The 19,183-nt window shown below is 50.1% G+C and carries 15 protein-coding genes; 13 read left to right on the top strand and 2 right to left on the bottom strand.

The features are described from left to right. Window positions 1–172: 172 nt before the first annotated feature. The 3 genes from CJP46_RS25330 to CJP46_RS25320 all read left to right on the top strand — a co-directional run bounded on the left by CJP46_RS25330 (window position 173) and on the right by CJP46_RS25320 (window position 4,423). Window positions 173–2,488: a glycoside hydrolase family 95 protein gene (locus tag CJP46_RS25330; RefSeq protein WP_094598422.1), complete on the top strand. Its 2,316-nt coding sequence runs from the start codon at window positions 173–175 to the stop codon at window positions 2,486–2,488. A gap of 406 nt (window positions 2,489–2,894) precedes the next feature. Further along, a complete protein-coding gene (locus CJP46_RS25325) occupies window positions 2,895–3,134 on the top strand; it encodes an HTH domain-containing protein (RefSeq protein ID WP_094598421.1) in 240 nt (79 codons plus the stop codon). Between the two features lie 113 nt (window positions 3,135–3,247). Further along, window positions 3,248–4,423, top strand: coding sequence for an ankyrin repeat domain-containing protein (locus CJP46_RS25320; protein WP_094598420.1), 1,176 nt, complete (start codon window positions 3,248–3,250; stop codon window positions 4,421–4,423). Between the two features lie 46 nt (window positions 4,424–4,469). Here the strand turns inward: CJP46_RS25320 and CJP46_RS25315 are convergent, their stop codons facing one another. Further along, complete coding sequence (locus tag CJP46_RS25315) at window positions 4,470–5,309, bottom strand: SDR family oxidoreductase (RefSeq protein ID WP_094598419.1); 840 nt, start codon at window positions 5,307–5,309, stop codon at window positions 4,470–4,472. Between the two features lie 172 nt (window positions 5,310–5,481). Here CJP46_RS25315 and CJP46_RS25310 point away from each other — a divergent pair, with 172 nt between their 5' ends. The 8 genes from CJP46_RS25310 to CJP46_RS25275 all read left to right on the top strand — a co-directional run bounded on the left by CJP46_RS25310 (window position 5,482) and on the right by CJP46_RS25275 (window position 14,328). Next, entirely contained in the window at window positions 5,482–6,387 is a 906-nt protein-coding gene (locus CJP46_RS25310) for an AraC family transcriptional regulator (protein WP_256992523.1), read from the top strand. Window positions 6,388–6,562: 175 nt separating this feature from the next. After that, on the top strand, window positions 6,563–7,399 hold the full coding sequence (locus tag CJP46_RS25305) for a helix-turn-helix transcriptional regulator (protein ID WP_094598417.1): 837 nt from the start codon (window positions 6,563–6,565) through the stop codon (window positions 7,397–7,399). A 261-nt stretch (window positions 7,400–7,660) separates the two neighbouring features. Beyond that, window positions 7,661–8,818 (top strand): Gfo/Idh/MocA family protein, encoded by a 1,158-nt coding sequence (locus CJP46_RS25300; RefSeq protein ID WP_094598416.1) that lies wholly within the window; start codon window positions 7,661–7,663, stop codon window positions 8,816–8,818. Between the two features lie 105 nt (window positions 8,819–8,923). Next, the gene (locus tag CJP46_RS25295) at window positions 8,924–10,093 is read left to right on the top strand and encodes a dihydrodipicolinate synthase family protein (RefSeq protein ID WP_094598415.1); all 1,170 of its coding nucleotides are present in this window, start codon (window positions 8,924–8,926) and stop codon (window positions 10,091–10,093) included. A gap of 38 nt (window positions 10,094–10,131) precedes the next feature. Beyond that, window positions 10,132–10,953 carry a sugar phosphate isomerase/epimerase family protein gene (locus CJP46_RS25290; RefSeq protein WP_094598414.1) on the top strand — a complete coding sequence of 274 codons (822 nt, stop codon included), beginning with the start codon at window positions 10,132–10,134 and terminating at the stop codon, window positions 10,951–10,953. A 76-nt stretch (window positions 10,954–11,029) separates the two neighbouring features. Beyond that, on the top strand, window positions 11,030–12,274 hold the full coding sequence (locus tag CJP46_RS25285; protein WP_094598413.1) for a Gfo/Idh/MocA family protein: 1,245 nt from the start codon (window positions 11,030–11,032) through the stop codon (window positions 12,272–12,274). A 624-nt stretch (window positions 12,275–12,898) separates the two neighbouring features. Next, window positions 12,899–13,528 carry a TetR/AcrR family transcriptional regulator gene (locus tag CJP46_RS25280; RefSeq protein WP_094598412.1) on the top strand — a complete coding sequence of 210 codons (630 nt, stop codon included), beginning with the start codon at window positions 12,899–12,901 and terminating at the stop codon, window positions 13,526–13,528. A gap of 284 nt (window positions 13,529–13,812) precedes the next feature. Further along, window positions 13,813–14,328 (top strand): hypothetical protein, encoded by a 516-nt coding sequence (locus tag CJP46_RS25275; protein WP_094598411.1) that lies wholly within the window; start codon window positions 13,813–13,815, stop codon window positions 14,326–14,328. Between the two features lie 465 nt (window positions 14,329–14,793). Here the strand turns inward: CJP46_RS25275 and CJP46_RS25270 are convergent, their stop codons facing one another. Next, window positions 14,794–16,233, bottom strand: coding sequence for an ABC transporter substrate-binding protein (locus CJP46_RS25270; protein WP_094598410.1), 1,440 nt, complete (start codon window positions 16,231–16,233; stop codon window positions 14,794–14,796). A 1,110-nt stretch (window positions 16,234–17,343) separates the two neighbouring features. On the opposite strand from CJP46_RS25270, the gene CJP46_RS25265 reads away from it, so the two are divergent. Beyond that, window positions 17,344–18,234 (top strand): ABC transporter permease, encoded by an 891-nt coding sequence (locus CJP46_RS25265; protein ID WP_256992522.1) that lies wholly within the window; start codon window positions 17,344–17,346, stop codon window positions 18,232–18,234. Next, window positions 18,228–19,124 (top strand): carbohydrate ABC transporter permease, encoded by an 897-nt coding sequence (locus CJP46_RS25260; protein WP_094598408.1) that lies wholly within the window; start codon window positions 18,228–18,230, stop codon window positions 19,122–19,124. Before CJP46_RS25265 ends, CJP46_RS25260 begins: the two co-directional genes overlap by 7 nt. Window positions 19,125–19,183 lie beyond the last annotated feature (59 nt).

Here is a 19,183-nt window from a genome sequence, read left to right as displayed (position 1 = left end):
TTTTGGACATCGCCTATATGGTTAACCGTAATTGGATAGCTCTTGATTCTATATGAAAAAGAGTGAATTAATTAGGGTAGTATATCGTAAAAACCTCCCTTAATATTGACGGAGATCACTTGTACTTCATAAGGCAAGCGAAAATCCTAATACCTTAAAGGGAGTGTACATAGTGGATAACCTGAAAATTTGGTTTAACGAACCAGCAAAGCTTTGGGAAGAGGCTTTACCGTTAGGTAATGGAACATTGGGAAGTATGGTTTTCGGAAGTCCGAGCATGGAACGAATACAGCTTAATGAGGACAGTCTTTGGTATGGTGGCCCGGTGAACAGGAACAACCCGGATGCTCTCAACCATCTGGATGAAATACGCAGATTGGTGTTTAAGGGGGAAATTTCAAATGCGGAAGAATTGGCCTCTAAAGTGCTGATTGGTGTTCCGGATGGGCAGCGCCATTATGAGCCGCTTGGTGACCTCTATTTGGTTAGACAACATTCTGATCTGGACGTGGTAGATTATCGGAGAGAACTTGATCTAGAAAATGCAATTGCCTCCGTGAGATATACATCAGGAGGCGTCGATTATGATAGAGAATATTTCACGAGTTATCCGGATCAACTTCTGGTTATTCGCCAATCCTCAAGCATTTCTGGCAATTTATCTTTTTCAACAATGTTCGGAAGAGGTACGGTACTAGAGCCTACCCCATGGTCGGATATATTGAAGCGTCCGGTGGGATTTCAAGCTTATCTAGACAGCATCAAAAACAACGAGCAAGGGGACATGATTATACACGGTCGAAGCGGAGGAGAAGGAGGAATTCGCTTTTGCTGTGCCATCCGCGTATTAACAGAAGGGGGACGCCTTTCCTGGAAAGGGAATCAAATTGTTGTAGAAGAGGCTGATGCTGCAACGATCCTGTTCACAGCATGCACAGACTTCCGTATCCAGAAAGAGGAGATGGAAGCCGAGTGCTTGAAAAGAATTCATATTGCTTCAGCCAAGCCATACGAGCAATTGCGAAAGGATCACACAAAAGATTATCGGAATTTGTTCAACCGGGTGGAGTTGTCTATACAAGGGAATGAGGATACCGCATTTCTTTCTGAATTGCCGACGAATCAACGGTTAGAACGTGTCCGGGCAGGAAATGATGATCTTGGCCTCGTAAGCTTGTATTTTCAATTCGGCCGCTATCTGCTTGTCTCCAGTAGTCGTCCTGGCTCGTTACCGGCTAATCTTCAAGGCATATGGAACAAGGATATGCTACCGATATGGGACAGCAAATATACCATTAATATCAATACACAAATGAATTACTGGCCTGCTGAGGTCTGCAATCTGTCAGAATGTCATACACCGCTTTTCGATTTTATAGAAAGACTTCGAATTCGGGGAAGGGAAACAGCCAGGGTTATGTATGGCTGCCGAGGCTTCATGGCTCATCATAATTCCGATATTTGGGCGGATACGGCCCCTCAAGATGTTTGCATCACTTCTACTTTCTGGACCATGGGGGCAGCTTGGCTGTGCCTTCACCTATGGGATCATTACGAGTTCGGGGGTGATATGGAGTTCCTACGTCGTGTTTACGGGACGATGAAGGAAGCCGCGTTGTTCCTGCTCGACTTTTTAGTAGAAGACATGCAAGGGCATTTGGTCACGTGTCCTTCTTCATCGCCGGAGAACCGCTATGTCCTTCCGAATGGGGAATCGGGGGCACTGTGCTTCGGTCCTTCAATGGATAGTCAAATTATTCGAGAGCTTTTTACAAATTGCATTGCTGGCACAGAAATCCTGCAAGAAGATCTAGCATTTGGCCAAACATTACGAGAAGCGCTAGAACGGATCCCTCAGATAAGTATTGGAAAATACGGACAAATCCAAGAGTGGAGCATGGATTACGAAGAACTTGAGCCGGGTCATCGACATATCTCACATCTCTTCGCACTACACCCAGGATCCCAAATCTCATTGAAATCGACGCCGAACTTGGCAAGTGCAGCAAAGACTACGCTCGAGCGGCGCCTGAAACACGGTGGCGGTCATACAGGGTGGAGTCGGGCATGGATTCTTAACATGTGGGCGCGGTTGGGAGAGGCAACGTTATCCCACGAGAACATCTTGGAGCTTCTTCGCTCATCGACACTACCCAATCTCTTCTGTGATCACCCTCCGTTCCAGATCGACGGAAATTTCGGCGGGACAGCGGGGATTGCGGAAATGTTACTGCAAAGTCATGCAGGAGAGATTCATCTGCTTCCGGCGCTGCCAGCCGCATGGCATCATGGGTATGTTCGAGGTCTTAGGGCACGCGGTGGGCTCGAGGTTGATATCGAATGGAAGGAAGGACAGCTGCATAAATCAATCATTCGATCAAAAAGCGCAGGCAACTGTACGGTATCTTATCGAGGGAAAACGGTGGTGTTGGTATTTCCTGAGCCAATGTGGTCCATACAATTGCACCCGGATATGTGGACCAAATAGATGCTGAATCATAAAAAAATTTAATGGCAGGAAGTGCCGTGAGCTTTTTACGGCACTTTTTTTGTTAATCGGTCAGCGGGAGATTTCAATATATTATTGCCTGAATAAGATGGAGTAAAGGCAGGATACTTATTTTAAGTATGGATCAACTCCGTCCAAATTTTTTGTGCCATCATTATTTTTATATATGAAAATCCTTAGCATAACTTATAGTTTATATATTTTTCAGATCGTAATCATTCATGATAGTATATCGATACCGAAACGATAATAGGGAATCGAGATCTCGCCATTCATGTTGATGATTGGACATTGATGATGACTGAGGGGGATAACAAGTTGTGAAACTGCTCGCGGGCACCCTTTTTATATGTTAATTGGATTTAGAAATGGAGGGAACAGCAGCGTGACCGAGAAGCTAATTAGCAAAGAAGAGTGTGACAAACTTTCAAAGAACAGATACGTTATTCGAATTAGCGAAAAATCAATCACGTATTCAGATGAGTTCAAGCGGCTGTTTATCGATCAGTATATGATGGGGAAAACACCCAAAGAGATTTTCGAGACGCATGGTTTTGATGTGAACATCATTGGAATAAATCGGGTAAAGCAAAGTGCGAGTCGTTGGAAGAAGACGATATTATAAATTGTTTTGGGTTCGAGAAGCATCCTTGCGTCTTCAAGTATCTGGAGTTTACTTACAGTCTCAAAAAAATCATGTGAGGCCGCAGCGGATACGGATAAAAGGAGAGATCATGTGTGGAAAATAAATCATTAAACGCCGAACTGATTTATGTAAGTGAGCGGGGAGATGCGGCTGCTGTCGAGAAGCTTCTGAGCGAGGGAGCCAGCATTGATTATAAAGACGTTAAAGGCCGGACGGCGCTTATGGCAGCGACTCAGCAAAACCAGATCGGCGCGGTTCGTTTATTATTGGAAGCCGGTAGTGATGTCAACACGAGAGATATAACCGAGTTAACCCCGTTTATTTGCTCAGGAGCAAACGGATTTCACGAAATTTTAGGCTTGATGCTTGGATATGGGGCGGATCTGGGCAGTGTAAATCGGTTCGGCGGCACAGCACTTTTGCCATCCAGCGAAAAGGGCTATCTGAGAACGGTCCAAGTTTGCCTGGATGCAGGAGTTCCGGTCAACCATGTCAATCATTTAGGCTGGTCCGCATTGATCGAGGCCATTATTCTGGGCAACGGCGGACGCCTTTATTCCGATATTGTCGAGCTGCTCGTGCAAGCCGGAGCGGATGTCCATTTGCCTGACAGGGACGGGAAGTCGGCGCTTCAACATGCCGAAGAACTTCAACAGCACAAGGTCGTAAAGATTTTGATAGGGGATTATTCGGAAGGCAATACGCATATCCGCAGGGCCAAATCGCTTGCTAAAATAAACAATTATCCAGAAGCCCTACTTGTAATCAATCAGGCGCTGGAAGTTAACCGCGAAAACATTGATTTGATTTATTACAAAGGATATTACCTGCAAGAATTAAATCGTTATGAAGAGGCATTGGAAGCATATAACGAAGCACTCGACATCGCTCCGGCGGAGCTGGATTTCTACTTTTATACGACAAATTGTTTACGGCTCATGAAGAAAGCTGAGGAAGCATTGGGCGAATATGATACCGTTTGCGCCCTTGCTCCCCAGGAGACCTTCTACAGATATCATAAATCCAACTACCTAAGAGAACTTGGAAGACATGAGGAGGCGGTGATTGAAATGGATGAGCTGCTCGAGTTGCAACCGTATCGATACGATTTTTCACTCCATTTGGCCAACAGTCTGAGATCCCTAAGCAGGCACGAGGAAGCCATTAGAGCCATTGAAAAAGCGATCGAATATGATCCTGATAATCCTTTTTACCAATTACATAAAGCCCAGTCGTTTGAGCTGCTGGGAAAACAAATTCGGAAATAATAGGAGGGCACCGTCGGCATCAGAGCTCTTGGTGGAACCTGGCTGTTTAGTTACTATCAGTTCTCTCACTTATTTTCTTATTTACCTGCATATCTTCAAGCAGCTGGTTAAATTTTTCGGTTGCCCGCTGGTATGCGTCGGATCCTAAAAATAAGCAGGTCGGTGGGTTGTCGGATTCTACCAACTCGATGAAAACTTCGGCAGCCTTTTCCGGATCACCCAATTGCTTGCCATGATTCGCTACAAATTGTTTAATCCCCTCATGCAGAGGAAGATAATCCGCAATTTTATTATCCGCTATAACAAGAGATTCGGCAGTATTAAACTCTGTTCTAACCCCCCCCGGCGCAACAACCGTTACATTAATACCCATAGATTTCACATCCTGGGCTAACACATCAGACATCCCCATAATAGCTGATTTAGTAGCAGCATAAATACTCCATCCCGTATGCGGAGCAAGTCCAGCGATGGAAGAAATATTAATGATGTGGCCATAGCGTTTCGCCCTCATGTAGGGTAAAACACTTTGGATAACGTAAATACTGCCAAACACATTAACTTCGAAGCTTGACATGATCTCTTGGTTGGAAAGTTCCTCTATAGCTCCACCAATTCCGTATCCGGCGTTGTTGACCGCTACATCTATTTGTCCGAAAAATTCGTATGCCAATTTCATAGATTGATCAATAGACTCGGAACTTTTTAAATCCACTTGAAGTGGCAAAAAAAGATCCTCCGAGACCTGACCAACAGCTCGTTTCAGCTCCTCTACGTTTCTTGATGTAGCAGCGACCCTGTAATTGTTATCTAACAACTTTTTTACAATGGCAAGTCCAAGACCTTTCGAAGCCCCGGTAACATACCATACCTTTTGATCCAGCAATGATATCTCATCCTTTCATGTAATGTGTTTTTATTATGTATCTGCACCTGCTCTGACCTGTATAAGAAAACTTTCAACTTTATGCCTATTCTTGTCATACTATTAACAAACACAATGCTTTACCTTATATTTAAAGCATGAGAGACATCAAATTAGAGCAGAGGTGTTCCGTGTGACCGAAATCGCTTTGCAACAGCGAGAGTTAGCGGGACTCATCAAAAAGTTTACTGGAAAAGATGGGGATCATAATACATTAATTCCTTCACTCCATCTCATCCAAGACTCCAATGCAATGGTCCCAATATGCAGAATTCAAAAGCCCTCATTATGCATAGTTGCTCAAGGTGAAAAAGTAATCATTCTGGGCAATGAAAGTTACAAATACGGTGTTTGTGATTATTTGGCTGTGTCTTTAGATGTGCCAATATCGGGACAGGTGATCAAGCCTTCGCCGGAAGCTCCCTTTTTGTCAATCCGGCTTGATCTTGATGCAGGAGAGATCTTTGAAATCATGAAGGAGACCCATCTTTTTCCCGAAAGCATAGATCATTATCCGAAAAGCTTATTTGTTGGGAAGATGAACATGAGTCTTCTTGATGCGGTGATTCGGCTAGTAAGACTATTGGAAACCCCAAAAGATACACCAGTGCTGGGACCATTAATAATTAAAGAAATCATATATAGGCTGCTTAGTGAAAAAGAGGGCGATGTTTTCAAGCAAATTGCCACCTCCGGTAGTCATTTTGCAACGATTGCAGAGGTAGTAGAACGGATTAAAACAAACTTTAACAAACCTTTACGCATTCATGAATTAGCGCAGATCGCCAATATGAGTTCTTCATCGCTGTACCGGCATTTCAAGCAAGTCACTGCGATGACCCCCGTTCAATATCAGAAACAGCTGCGATTACAAGAAGGGCGGCGACTTTTAATGACTGAAAAATACAACGTCGCGGATGTCGCATTTCATGTCGGCTATGAAAGTCCTTCTCAATTCAGTCGCGAATACGCCCGATTATTTGGGTGTTCTCCGACTACCGATATTTTGCGAATACGGGCAGTCTCGACCAAACTGTGATAAAAGGTCATTTTTATCCGAATGACATTTCTTTTGAAGGAAGCGGCCAACCGAATGTCGATATACCCGGAGTTGCGGTGTCCGGGCAGCGCTTATTCTAAACTGTTGTACCGAAGCCGCCGATCGCGCTAAAATGGCTTTAAATGAAACGCTTTAAAAAAACGGAGGCTTCGCCGTGACGATTAAATGGATCGACTTATCCAGGAATGCGATAGATTTATACGAGCAGAAGCATACGGGCGGACATCTCGTGTCCGAGCACTATCACCAGACGCACCAGCTGCTATTTGTGCTGGAAGGAGAAGGCGCTATCCGGCTGGAGGGGGGAGTACGGGAACTGGCGGTCGACGATACGGTGCTGATCGTGCCGTATTCCGTCCACTCGGTCATGTCCGACTTCAGGCTGACCTTGTTAGTGTTGGCGTTTGATGAGGCGGTGCTCGATCCGGATATGAGGGAGCAGCTGCTCCACGCCTATTTCCCGGCCTCCTGTCTGATGAAGCCGGGATTGTTTGCCGCGAGCGAACTGCGTCAGCTGCTGAGGAAAATGCTGTTCGAGCAATCCAGGGGACTGTCGCCGCTCGTCCGGCTTTCGCTCAAAGTCCAGCTGTCTCAGCTGCTGCTCTTGCTGGTTCGTGCGGCCGGAACGGAGGCCGCCGGAACGGGCTCCAGCTCCAACTGGCTGCGCGCCGAGAAAATTCGCAGCTATATCGATTCGAAGTATTTTGATCCGCTGACTGCAGGGGACATCGCCTCCAAGCTGGACATCAGCACGCGGCACGTGAACAACATCTTCAAGGAACGTTACGACATGACACCGATGCAATATTTGACTGAAGTACGCATCCGCGTCGCCCAGAAGTTGCTGGTGGAAACGGGCAAGGACATTATTTCGATCTGCTTCGAGGTCGGTTACGATTCCGTGTCCACGTTTTACCGGTCGTTCAAAGCTGTTGCCAAGCTGTCGCCGAAAACGTACCGGGAGCTGAACGCGCCCGCGCAAGCCGAGTAGGCAGAGAGCCTTCCGTCAAAAGGAAAAGCGAGCGCACAAACATACGATCAAAGGTACGAGAATGCGAACAGCGGACGACCGGCCGATTGATTGAAACGCAATTTACCCTGCATCCCCCATCGGCTAAGCTCCGGCGGGGGATATTGTTTTTCGCTCGAACAATTCGCTTCCAAAATTGAGAATCGTGTTCCCGGAATCGTAAGAAAAGCGGTTTCACATCGACTACAATACGGTTATACGAAGCGAAGGGAGCAATGAACGATGGCAGTTCGCAATATCGGCATTATTATGAACGGCGTTACCGGACGGATGGGAACCAACCAGCATTTGATTCGTTCGATTCTTGCGATTCGCAAGCAGGGGGGCGTCGCAATACCCGGCGGAGACGTCATCATGCCCGACCCGATTCTGGTCGGCCGGCAGGAGAGCAAGCTGCAGGCGCTGGCCGCCGCCCACGGCGTCGAGCGTTGGAGCACCGATCTTGAAGCATGCCTCAACGATCCGTACAATGAAATTTATTTCGACAGCCAGACGACGGTGCGCCGCGCGGAAAGCATCAAGCAGGCGATCGCCGCGGGCAAGCATATTTATTGCGAGAAGCCGACGGCCGTCGATTTTGAAGGGGCGCTCGAACTGGCACGCATCGCCGCCGAGGCCGGAGTGAGAAACGGCGTCGTGCAAGACAAGCTGTTTTTGCCAGGATTACTCAAGCTGAAGCGCTTGATCGATTCCGGCTTCTTCGGGCGCATCCTGTCCGTGCGGATGGAGTTTGGCTATTGGGTGTTCGAGGGCGACTGGCAGGAGGGTCAGCGGCCTTCGTGGAACTACCGCAAGGAAGACGGCGGCGGCATTATCGTCGACATGTTTGCACACTGGCGCTATGTGCTCGGGAATTTGTTCGGGGAAGTGAAGGCTGTTTCCTGTCTTGCCGCTACACATATTCCGAAACGTCTGGACGAGCAGGGCATTCCGTATGATTGCACGGCGGATGATTCGGCGTACGCCATGTTTGAGCTGGAAGGCGGCATTATCGTGCAGGCCAACTCGTCCTGGGCGGTGCGCGTAGACCGCGACGATCTGCTCACGGTGACTGTCGACGGCACCGAAGGCAGCGCCGTGGCGGGTTTGCGCGACTGCAAGACGCAGCATCGGGTCAACACGCCGAAGCCGGTATGGAATCCGGACATTCCGAATCCATTTCAGTTCCGCGACCAATGGGTGGAAGTACCGGACAACGCGTCGTTCGACAACGCGTTCAAGGTGCAATGGGAAATGTTCTTGAAGCATGTCGTCATCGGCACACCGTTCCCGTGGGATCTGCTTGAAGGCGCGAAGGGCACCCAGCTTGCCGATCTCAGCTTGCAGTCGTGGCAGGAGCGCCGCTGGATCGACGTGCCGAAGCTGAGCCTACGTGAGTAGCGGAAGGCCCGGCTGAATTCAAGATTCGATGTCGAGTAATCTTCATAGCTATACTTCGTGATCAAAAGCCGATTTTTTAATTACCTCTTAAGGAGGGGAATACAGATGACCAAATCGCTGCTCCTCCCCCGCTCAGGGGGAGCGTTGTACGAATATGCTCCGGGCAAAGCCGGCTCGTTCTCCGTTCCGGCCAAGCCGTTTACGGGCCGTATTGCCTTCTCGGCCGCCCATGTCGTCTGCGATCCGTTTGCCGACACCGATCCGCTGCATCACGCGCAGATCGATTGGAACTCGACGCTCGCCTACCGGCACCATCTATGGTCGCTCGGTCTGGCCGTAGCGGAAGCGATGGATACCGCGCAGCGCGGCATGGGCCTCGACTGGAACCGCTCGAAGGAGCTTATCCGCGCTTCGATCGCGGAAGCGCGCTCGGTCGGCGGCAAAATCGCCTGCGGCGCGGGAACCGATCATCTGCTTCCGGGACCGTCGGTCACGATCGCCGACGTGGAAGCCGCCTATGAAGAACAAGTCGGCTTCATCGAAGGCGAGGGCGGTCAAGTCATTCTGATGGCCAGCCGCGCGCTTGCCGCTTGCGCAAAAGGTCCCGAGGATTACGAGCGGGTGTATGGGCGCATTTTGGGGCAGGTGAAACAGCCGGTCATCCTGCACTGGCTCGGCGACATGTTCGATCCCGCTCTGGCCGGCTATTGGGGCTGCAAGGACGATCCGGACGAGGCGATGGACGTTTGCTTGCGCATCATTCGGGCAAATGCGGATAAGGTCGACGGGATTAAAATCTCGCTGCTCGATGCCGGTAAAGAAATCAAAATGCGCCGGGTACTGCCGGAAGGCGTCAAGATGTACACCGGCGACGACTTCAACTACCCGGAGCTGATCAAGGGTGATGAGCAGGGCTACAGCCATGCGCTGCTCGGCATATTCGACGCGATCGCGCCGGCCGCCGCCCAGGCGCTCCATGCGCTAGACGCGGGCGATCTCGTCAGTTATGAGGCGATTATGGAGCCTACCGTCGCATTGTCGCGCCATATTTTCCAGAAGCCGACGTACGCCTACAAGACGGGGATTGTGTTCATGGCCTACTTGAACGGCCGTCAATCGCATTTTCGCATGATCGGGGGAGCGGAGGGATCGCGCTCAATCATCCATTTGGCCGAGCTGTTCGTGCTTGCCGACCGGGCCGGGCTATTGGCCGATCCGGAGCTTGCCGCCGAACGGATGAAGCCTGTCTTGGCGCTGGCGGGTATTCGGCCGTAATAATTTATTGCGATGTTTGAAATCCGGGAGGGATCAGCATGGAACCGCTTCGTTCCATAGACAGACTCAGTTTGAACCAGATTACGACCGATCGGCTGAATATGCGTGAGGCCGTGGAAGCATGCGTTCGCGCCGAAGTGCCTTGGATCGCGCTGTGGCGGCATAAAGTGGCCGAGACCGGCCTGGCCGAGAGCAAGCGGTTAGTGCGGGACGCGGGCCTGCGCGTCTCCAGCCTGTGCCGCGGCGGTTATTTTCCGGCGGCAACCGCGTCTGGGCGCAAAGAGCGGATGGACGACAACCGTCGCGCCGTCGAGGAAGCGGCCGAGCTCGGCACCGACGTGCTCGTGCTCGTTTGCGGACCGGCGCCGGACCGGGATATCGATTTCGCCCGCAAGACGGTCGAAGAGGCGATCGCGGAGCTTGTGCCGTTCGCCCGCTCGCACGGAGTCAAGCTCGGCATCGAGCCGTTGCACCCGATGTACGCCGCTGAACGCTCCGTCATCAATACGCTGGCGCAAGCCAACACGCTCGCAGAGCAGCACGACCCGCAGGACGTCGGCGTCGTCGTCGACGCGTTCCACGTCTGGTGGGACCCCGAGCTGTACGCGCAAATTGAGCGGGCCAGAGGGCGGATACTCGGCTTCCATGTCTCCGATTGGATCGTGCCCGTACCCGACCTGCTGATGGGCAGAGGGATGATGGGGGACGGTGTCATCGAGCTGCGCCGGATGCGTAATGCCGTCGACGCGGTCGGTTACTCGGGGGCGATCGAGGTGGAAATTTTCAACCAACAAGTATGGGATATGCCGGGAGACGAAGCGCTCGCGCTAATCAAGGAACGTTATTTGCAGCACGTATGAATTATTATTTGCAGCTTTGGCGGGCCGGGAGATCGCTTCCCGGCTTGTCAAGGCATAGGTTATGGAGGGAAAGAATGTGAAGATTTGTCGCACCGCGCTGATCGGGATCGGGGGATTCGGGGTTGAGCATGTGAAAGTCATGCAGAAGCTGGCCGGAGAGGGGAGCCTGCAGGTTGTTGCTTTTGCGGAACCGAATGTCGGCGCTCATCAGGAGTCCTACGGTAAGCTGACAGCGCTTGGAGCCATCCATTATACGGACTATGTACAGATGCTCAAGCTTCATCCGGATATCGATTTCGTCGTGATCGTCACGCCGATTCCCAACCACAAGCCGATGTGCATCCAGGTGATGCGGATGGGCTTTCATGTGCTGGTGGAGAAGCCTCCGGCGATAACGATTCAAGACCTGGACGAGATGATCACCGTGCAGCGGGAGACCGGCCGCTTGTGCCAGGTGAACTTCCAGACTACGTCTGGCCAGGCGTTACGAACACTGCTGGAAAAGCTCGGCACCGGCGTGCTCGGGCATGTGCAGCATGTGGTCGGCGTTGGCATGTGGAAACGGCTGCGCTCGTACTACGATCGAACCCGCTGGGCTGGCAAACTGGTCAGCGACGGTCAGTTTGTGTTGGACGGGACGTTCAACAATCCGTTCGCCCACTTGCTGCACAATTGCTTGCTGGCGGCCGGAGTCGAAGGCGCCCCAGGTTTGTACCCGGAATCGGTGCAGGCCGAGCTTTACCACGTCAACGACATCGAGGGGGATGACGTCTCCTGTATTCGCGCCGTTATGGCTAACGGTGTGAGCGTTTATTTTTACGCCATGCTTTGCCACGAAGCGAACGAAGTGCCTTCCATTGCCGTGTACGGAACGCGCGGGGAGGCGCATTGGAATTACCAGAACAAGTTGACGATTCGCGCGCAGGACGGCGAGGAAGACTTGGCGTTTGGTCCGGCCGATTTGATGCGCAACATGTATCTGAACCTGATGGAAGCGATCGAGACCCCGGGCAAATCGCTCTTCTCGCCGATCGAGGCGTGCCGAAGCTTCGTATTGGTATCCAACGGTGCCTATGAGTCGGCCTGCGCCGTTCGCGCCATTCCCGGCCGGTTCGTGACCGAGCGGGAGGATGGCGACTCCACGGTGCGCTTGCTGCCCAGCTTGTCCGAGAAGATGAGGGACGCGGCGGCGAAGCGGCAACTGTACAGTGAATACCCGCTTCCTTGGGCGACGCCGACTCGTCCGTTCCGGATGGAGGGCTACAGGCGATTCGAGCTGTCTGCCGACATCCGCGCAAGTAATGGTCGACCGACTAATTAGAGGCATCCCTTTCGGGCTCTCCAAATTTACCGCCGGTAATTTTATAATACGAAAGTAGAGCAGTCTGCCGCGGCAATTGATGTAAAGTATGAATTATCATTTTAGAAAATGTGATCTCTTATTGAATGAAACACAATGACATTTTGTTCATTCGTTAAGACCTCCATCTCTTGCAAAAAGGGTTGGAGGTTTTTTGGTTCGTAACAGAAGCTAACAGCGTTTTGATAACAATGTTCTATCAGTAGGTGGACACCACTTGTTTAGAGAAAACGGACCAATAGCTTAGGAGAATGGTGTAACGGAAATGTCGGAAGCATTCGGTAGCTGTTTAGACTAATGATGCTTAGTTATTAAAAAAAAGATCGAACGTGCATTAAAAAAAGTTGAATAGCTGTACAGAAGAGTCGCTCATTACGAGCGGCTTTTTTTATTAGGCGGAAAGCAGATGGTAACCAAATATGTAGAGCGTTCGCCTCCTGTGCTGCTGTCGAAGTGCAGAAGGGAGGGATACCTTGCCAGACAAAGCAAAGCGTCAAAGCGTTCATGCAGTAAGTCAGGATACCGGCAATTGCTCTGCCACGACTCGCTATTGACAATTTACCTACTAGTAGGTAGACTGAAGATATGAAAAATTCATCTAATACTTATAACGACATCCTGGCTTGTGCACAATCTCTGATCATCACTGGCGGATACAACGGTTTTAGTTATGCCGACATCGCTGATGTGATTGGGATTCGTAAGGCGAGCATCCATCACCATTTCCCAAGCAAGGTCGATCTGGTCCGAACGCTGGTTGCGCGGTATCGGGAAGAAGCTGAAGCGGGGATGACGAATCTCGAACTCCAGGTATCCAAACCGCTCGAACAGCTTCGGTTCTATGTTGGTTATTGGGAAGCCTGCATCGCGGACGCCAGCGCTCCGTTTTGTGTCTGCGCGCTGTTGGCAAGCCAGCTCCCCGATCTGCCCGAGGAAGTTGGCTTAGAAGTCCGGGCGCATTTCCGCTCCCTGTCGGCGTGGTTGACATCTGTGCTGGAGCGCGGCGCGCAGCACGGACAACTTCAACTGGTGAACACCCCTCGTGACGAGGCCGAAGCTTTCATGGCGACCGTTCACGGCGCGATGCTTTCGGCACGGGCCTATGGCGATCCGAAAATATTCGGCGTCGTGACAGGCCCGCTCTTGGAGCGACTCGCTTGTGGTGAAAGCCGCGATAGCGATGGTTTCAGTCATGATCAAGATGAAAAGAGGTGAACAATCCTTAGCTTAACCCATCTAGAGAGGAGGCTACGTACTATCGAGGTTAAGCTCGATAATTACGAATAAGTCGCATCATAACTGCCAAGTGCCGAAACACGGCATGCCGACTACACATCGTCAGTTTACGATGATCGGGAGAGTGGAAATCCGCGTTGGCAGGCGCGAATGCCGATGCCTCCATCCATCAGCGATTCGATCAGAGATGCTGTAAGTCGCTAGTATCGGCTCGAGACAAGAACAAATTCACCCTTGTCCTTAAGGACTGGAAGGAGACAATTATGTTTGGAATTTCATCACTCGGCTGGGTGCATACGCTCAGCAGCTTGCCCGCCATTCCGCTGGCTGTATATATGTTTGCTCGTTACGGACGGATTGTGCCTCGATCGAGGCCAGGTGTCGTCTACTTCATTTCGATGCTGATTGGCGCTATCACAGTATTTCCCATTGCACATCAGTCGGTCAGTTATATCATTGGTACGGCAACGATCCTGCTGCTGCTCGCCGGATACGGCATCGGGCGTATTTCGGGCTTTGGGCGTGCGGGCAAGTACCTCGAAACAATCTTCCTGAGCCTAACGGCGTTTCTGCTGATGTTGCCGACCGTTACCGAAATTCTGACCCGTGTTCCAAATGGCCACCCCTTGGTCGCCGATCTAAATTCGCCAATTCTCCTCGGCTGTCAAGCCGGTCTCGGCGTCATTCTCATTCTTGGTTTGACGGCCCAAATCATCCATTTGCGCAGGCAAAACAGGCTTGGGGCATTCGCCCCGGAAGCCAAGATGGCTGCCGAATGATGTGGGCGGGCAGATCTTGCGGCGATGGCGCACAACACCGATGATCGAACGACAATGAAGAGTGCTGACATCGCTAGGGTCGCCCTCGCCAGACGCTCACCGTCGCCGAATACATAAATTTTCCGCCATGTAGACCGGAAGACGCTATTCCCCTCAACGATGTATTGTTATCGCGAATCCGGCGAGGAGGGAAGAGACCGCCAAGATGCTGGCTAAGCTGCTGCATTTAATGGCTGGATAACAGCAGGAATCCATAAAAAACCGGCAGTCGGGATCCTTATTCCCGTCTGCCGGTTTTTTAATGGATAAATTTAGTTCAGGACGCCATTCAAGCCGATTACGCGCCTGGCGTCGACTCTCCGTATTCCCTCACCGGTTTCAGCTGCTTCTTGCGCAGCACACTGGTGACCGCGCTCCACTACTTCCAGTGGGCGAACCGCGGCACCGGCGCGGATCAGGTGGGGGTTACCAGTCTTTACCCGCGCCCGCCTGGGATTTGATGTAGTTGGGAATATCCTCGGTCTCGGTGACGGTCAATGCCCCCTCAACCGTCATCGCGTCTGTCAACACATGCTGCCGGAACACGGAATACAGCGGAATATCCCAGTACTCGGTGTTCTGGTAGTTCTTTACGACAGCATTGGAACCCCAGTAAACACCCGAGGTATCGACATTGGCCAGCCCTGGCACATCGTCACCAAAACTGTCCACGACTGCTGGCGTCTCCAGGACCCCCTTGATGGCATGGCGAGACAGCTCTATCTGTCCCTCCTCCGAGACCAGCCATTTCACGATCTGGAGAGCCTCCTCCTTATGGCGCGCCTGCGGTGGAATGAACGCCGCCATCGTGTTGGGCTGGTACGTCGTCTCTGAATTTTTCTTGAATACTGGCACCGACGTGACGCCGACATCGATACTCTTCAACCACTCATTGTATTTCGCTTCGTCCCCATCCTTGATAAAGAGTTCGTCGCCAACGTATGCCGGCAGCTTCTGCAACGAATCCACCGCCATCGCGACATGCCCGGGACGGCTCATGTCACCTTTGAGGAAGTCGGTGACCGTGGTGAACCCGTTACGCGGAAGCCAGAGGAAGCGATCGATGTTCTCTCCCAACTGGTTCCACCCTGGTGACGTAATGTCTACCTTCACGTCCTCTGGTGCGGGCTCCTCGCTGTCGGTCGGCTGGAACGGATACAGCCCGAGCTGGTTATACTGCATGTAGTTGTCGGGATGCTGCATGTATCCTTTGTATGCGTCGAGCCCATCCTGCCTGGTCAGCTTCTTAGCCAGCTTGAAGATCTCATCGTACGTCATGCCCGGCGTCGGGTACTTCTCGCCGAACTTATCGAAGATCTTCTTGTTGTAGTAAAGCATATAGTCGTCGATAAAGAGCGGAACGCCGTAGATCCCGCCATCGGACCGTGACTTTACCATCTCCACTGCGGCCGGGTTGAGCGTGCTCAGGTCGATCCCGCTCTGCTCGATCATAGGAGTCATGTCCTGGACCCAGCCAAGAGGTTCGAGGTCACGGTCGATCCGGTTGTACGGGTTCTCGATGACGATGTCGGGCACGACCCCGGCTTTATCCAGATCCTCATAGCGGACCGGATAGTCCCAGGTGCCATACTTGATCTTTAGTCCAGGGAAGGCTTCCCGAAGCTTGTCGCCGATGATCGTGTTAAATACCGTGTCGCCGCCGGTGTGGTCGCCCTCGTCCGCGCCATATTCGAACGGTTTGTAGTTAGCAGCGAAGATGTAGATCTCATCGTCATCGACAGAGTAGGGTGTGTTGTACCGGTTGGGTATGTTTACGCTGCCTGTCCCGTCCGCGGCCGCTGCGCCAAGGGGCGCAACCAAAGAAAACGTTAGCATCAGGCTTAATGCTTTTTTGAAATTGAACATCTCAATCCTCCTTGTAATATGGATACTATTTTTTTACTGCTAATTCTTTACCACTGCCTTTGCAATAAAATCCGCATGTGCCAGAGCTACATACAGTCTGTGAAGAATGCTCAAGATGAACTCTTTCAATGACCTCAGGTTTTTTCAAAACGACGGATACTCTTTAATAATTCATTTGCATTCACCAATTTTTATCACCTCCTTACAAATCTTTCGATATAACGGACACCATACGCGGATACTATCGATTTTCCACGTCCTTTTATTGTCATTCACATAGAATACGGAACCAATCATTTTCCACGATTAATAATCAATAACGGGAAGGCCACAATAAAAGCCACCGCCATTTACAAAATGTTCTTTAAAATGGATAAAAACACAATATATCCTTGGAAAGTATCCATTTGTTATAAATTGGATTATAGATAAGGATCACAGCAATAAATATGGGTGAATGAATATATTACATGGGTCGATACAACCTATATACTCTATTAAATAGTTTTAGGATGGCGTGCCCTTTTACATACTTGCCATTCCTGCTGTCAAGTCGGGACGATTATATTTCTTACTTGATCCTGTGCACGGAGCGGCGGACATACATTTCAATGGCTGGTTGGAAGTGAAAAGGAGGGCGGTAGAAAACAGCATTCGGACCAGTATAGTCGTACCCATTTAGGCAGGCAGTACTGGCATCTGTTTTTGTAGGAGGGGATCCGCTTAACAGGAAAGGGGAAATTCATCCCGTTTATTACAGGATGTTAATCGATATACAATAACCACAGATATCATTGGGGACGTAAAAAGATAACTCCTGTACCGGTACAGGAGTTATCTTCTATTTTAGTGGCTTAAAAACCACACTCGGATTTATATCGAACATAGGTGTGTTTTCTCCAGGCTTAAACGGGTATTGCCGAGGAAGGCATACACCTACTTTTTTAAGTTATTACCAAATTGATTTAAGGGAGTACATTTTTTTATTTGATCCCGAATGTAAAATGATAGACATAAGAGCTCCTTAATACAGTCGGAGGGATGAGAGGAATGAAAGCGGTTTTAGACAGCTCCCGAAAGTACGGTGCAACAAAAAGGAAAAATAACTTTATGCACTACATCAAAAGAGACGGTCTTTTATATTTTCTTTTGCTGCTGCCTATGGCGTATATCCTGATTTTCAAGTATGCCCCCATCTATGGCCTTGTTATGGCATTCCAGGATTACAACATTTTTGAAGGAATTAGAGGGAGCGAATGGGTAGGACTGGATGTGTTCCGGTTTATTTTCGAGCAGGACAGCTTCTACCGTGCATTGAAGAATACGCTGGTCCTGAATGTTCTGGACTTGATCGCGGGATTCCCGGCGCCCATACTTCTGGCGGTGTTGCTTAATGAAGTGAGACAGGCAAGATTCAAGAAAATGACCCAGACCGTGTTGTATCTGCCCCACTTTTTGTCCTGGGTTATTATCGGCGGTATGGTCTATCTGATGTTTTCTAACAGCGGCATGGTCAACAATTTCCTGTCGAGCTTCGGTTTGGAGAAGATCGAGTTTCTATCGCGGAAAACACCTTGGTTGATTACTTATATTGCCGTTGGCGTATGGCAAAATATCGGATGGGGCACCATCATCTACTTGGCGGCCATAACCGGAATCAATAAGGAATTGTATGAGGCCGCCGATATTGACGGCTGTACGAGGCTTCGCAAAATGTGGCATATTACACTGCCCGGCATTAAATCAACCATCAATATTTTGCTGATTCTCCAAATAGGCAGAATGGTTTCCATCGGGTTTGACCGTCCCTTTGTGATGGGGAATTCACTGGTTAGCGATTACTCTGATGTGATCAGTACTTTCGTGTACAGAGTTGGTATTAGTTCGGGTGATTTCTCCCAGGCAACAGCGGTAGGATTGTTCCAATCCGTGGTTGGCCTGATCCTGCTGTTATCTGCCAACTTTATTGCGAAAAAATTAGGCGAGGATGGGATATGGTGAGGATGGCGAGCACTAGGGGCAAGAAGAAAAAAATGACTGTAGCGGATATTGCCATTATCGTATTTATCGTGGCATTGTCCTTCACTTGTATCGTTCCGTTCTTGTATATGATTGCGCTTTCATTCAGCTCCAACGAAGCGATTATTTCCCAAAAAGTAGGACTGTGGCCAGTAGACTTCACAGCAGAAACCTACAAAACGATTTTGAGCGATATGGATATGCTGTATACGCTTGGATACAGTATTGTGCTTACGATTTTTTATACTTTGGTATGTATGTTACTGACCATTTGTGCAGCGTATCCGTTAACGAAGAAGCGGCTGAAGGGAAGAAACTTTATTTTGACGGCGTTGGTCTTCACCATGTATTTCAGCGGCGGTTTAATTCCCTCCTATATTCTGGTTAAAAACCTGGGAATGATGAATTCGGTTTGGAGCTTGGTTTTACCGGGTGCCATGAGCGTGTTTAATTTGATCATCCTGAAGACCTTCTTCAGCAATCTTCCGGAGAGCCTGGAAGAATCGGCCGCCATTGACGGGTGTTCGGATCTGGGCATTCTCATCAAGATTGTGCTCCCCCTTTCGCTGCCTTCGATCGCCACATTAAGCCTTTTTTATGCGGTGGACAGATGGAATGGATTCCAGGATGCGCTGTTCTACATTACGAAAAAAGAGCTGTATCCTATGCAGATGAAGCTATACCAGATCATATCGGCCAATCAGCAGCTGGATAGCCAACAAGGAGGAGAAGGAAGTGTCGGTTCCTATATTGTCCCTGAGTCTCTGAAAGCGGCCAGCGTTATGTTTACAACCATACCGATCTTGTTGATCTATCCCAAGCTGCAGAAGTATTTCGTAGATGGTGTGATGACCGGAGCTATCAAGGGCTGATGGGGGACGGATCAAGATGATGGGGGGTGATTCCCGGGCTGGCGGATGATGGATATAAA

Origin of the sequence: Paenibacillus sp. XY044 (assembly GCF_002257645.1) — a bacterium.
Lineage (GTDB): Bacteria > Bacillota > Bacilli > Paenibacillales > Paenibacillaceae > Paenibacillus_AQ.
The sequence above is the reverse complement of the archived record's forward strand: the minus strand, read 5'-3'. Positions and strand labels throughout refer to the sequence as shown.

What these genes read in the sequence shown, in the direction of transcription:
- CJP46_RS25300 (WP_094598416.1), top strand. Translation starts at nt 7,661, where the DNA reads ATGGCAGTTCGCAATATCGGCATTATTATGAACGGCGTTACCGGACGG.
- CJP46_RS25295 (WP_094598415.1), top strand. Translation starts at nt 8,924, where the DNA reads ATGACCAAATCGCTGCTCCTCCCCCGCTCAGGGGGAGCGTTGTACGAA.
- CJP46_RS25290 (WP_094598414.1), top strand. Translation starts at nt 10,132, where the DNA reads ATGGAACCGCTTCGTTCCATAGACAGACTCAGTTTGAACCAGATTACG.
- CJP46_RS25280 (WP_094598412.1), top strand. Translation starts at nt 12,899, where the DNA reads ATGAAAAATTCATCTAATACTTATAACGACATCCTGGCTTGTGCACAA.
- CJP46_RS25275 (WP_094598411.1), top strand. Translation starts at nt 13,813, where the DNA reads ATGTTTGGAATTTCATCACTCGGCTGGGTGCATACGCTCAGCAGCTTG.
- CJP46_RS25270 (WP_094598410.1), bottom strand. Translation starts at nt 16,233, where the DNA reads ATGTTCAATTTCAAAAAAGCATTAAGCCTGATGCTAACGTTTTCTTTG.
- CJP46_RS25265 (WP_256992522.1), top strand. Translation starts at nt 17,344, where the DNA reads ATGCACTACATCAAAAGAGACGGTCTTTTATATTTTCTTTTGCTGCTG.
- CJP46_RS25260 (WP_094598408.1), top strand. Translation starts at nt 18,228, where the DNA reads ATGGTGAGGATGGCGAGCACTAGGGGCAAGAAGAAAAAAATGACTGTA.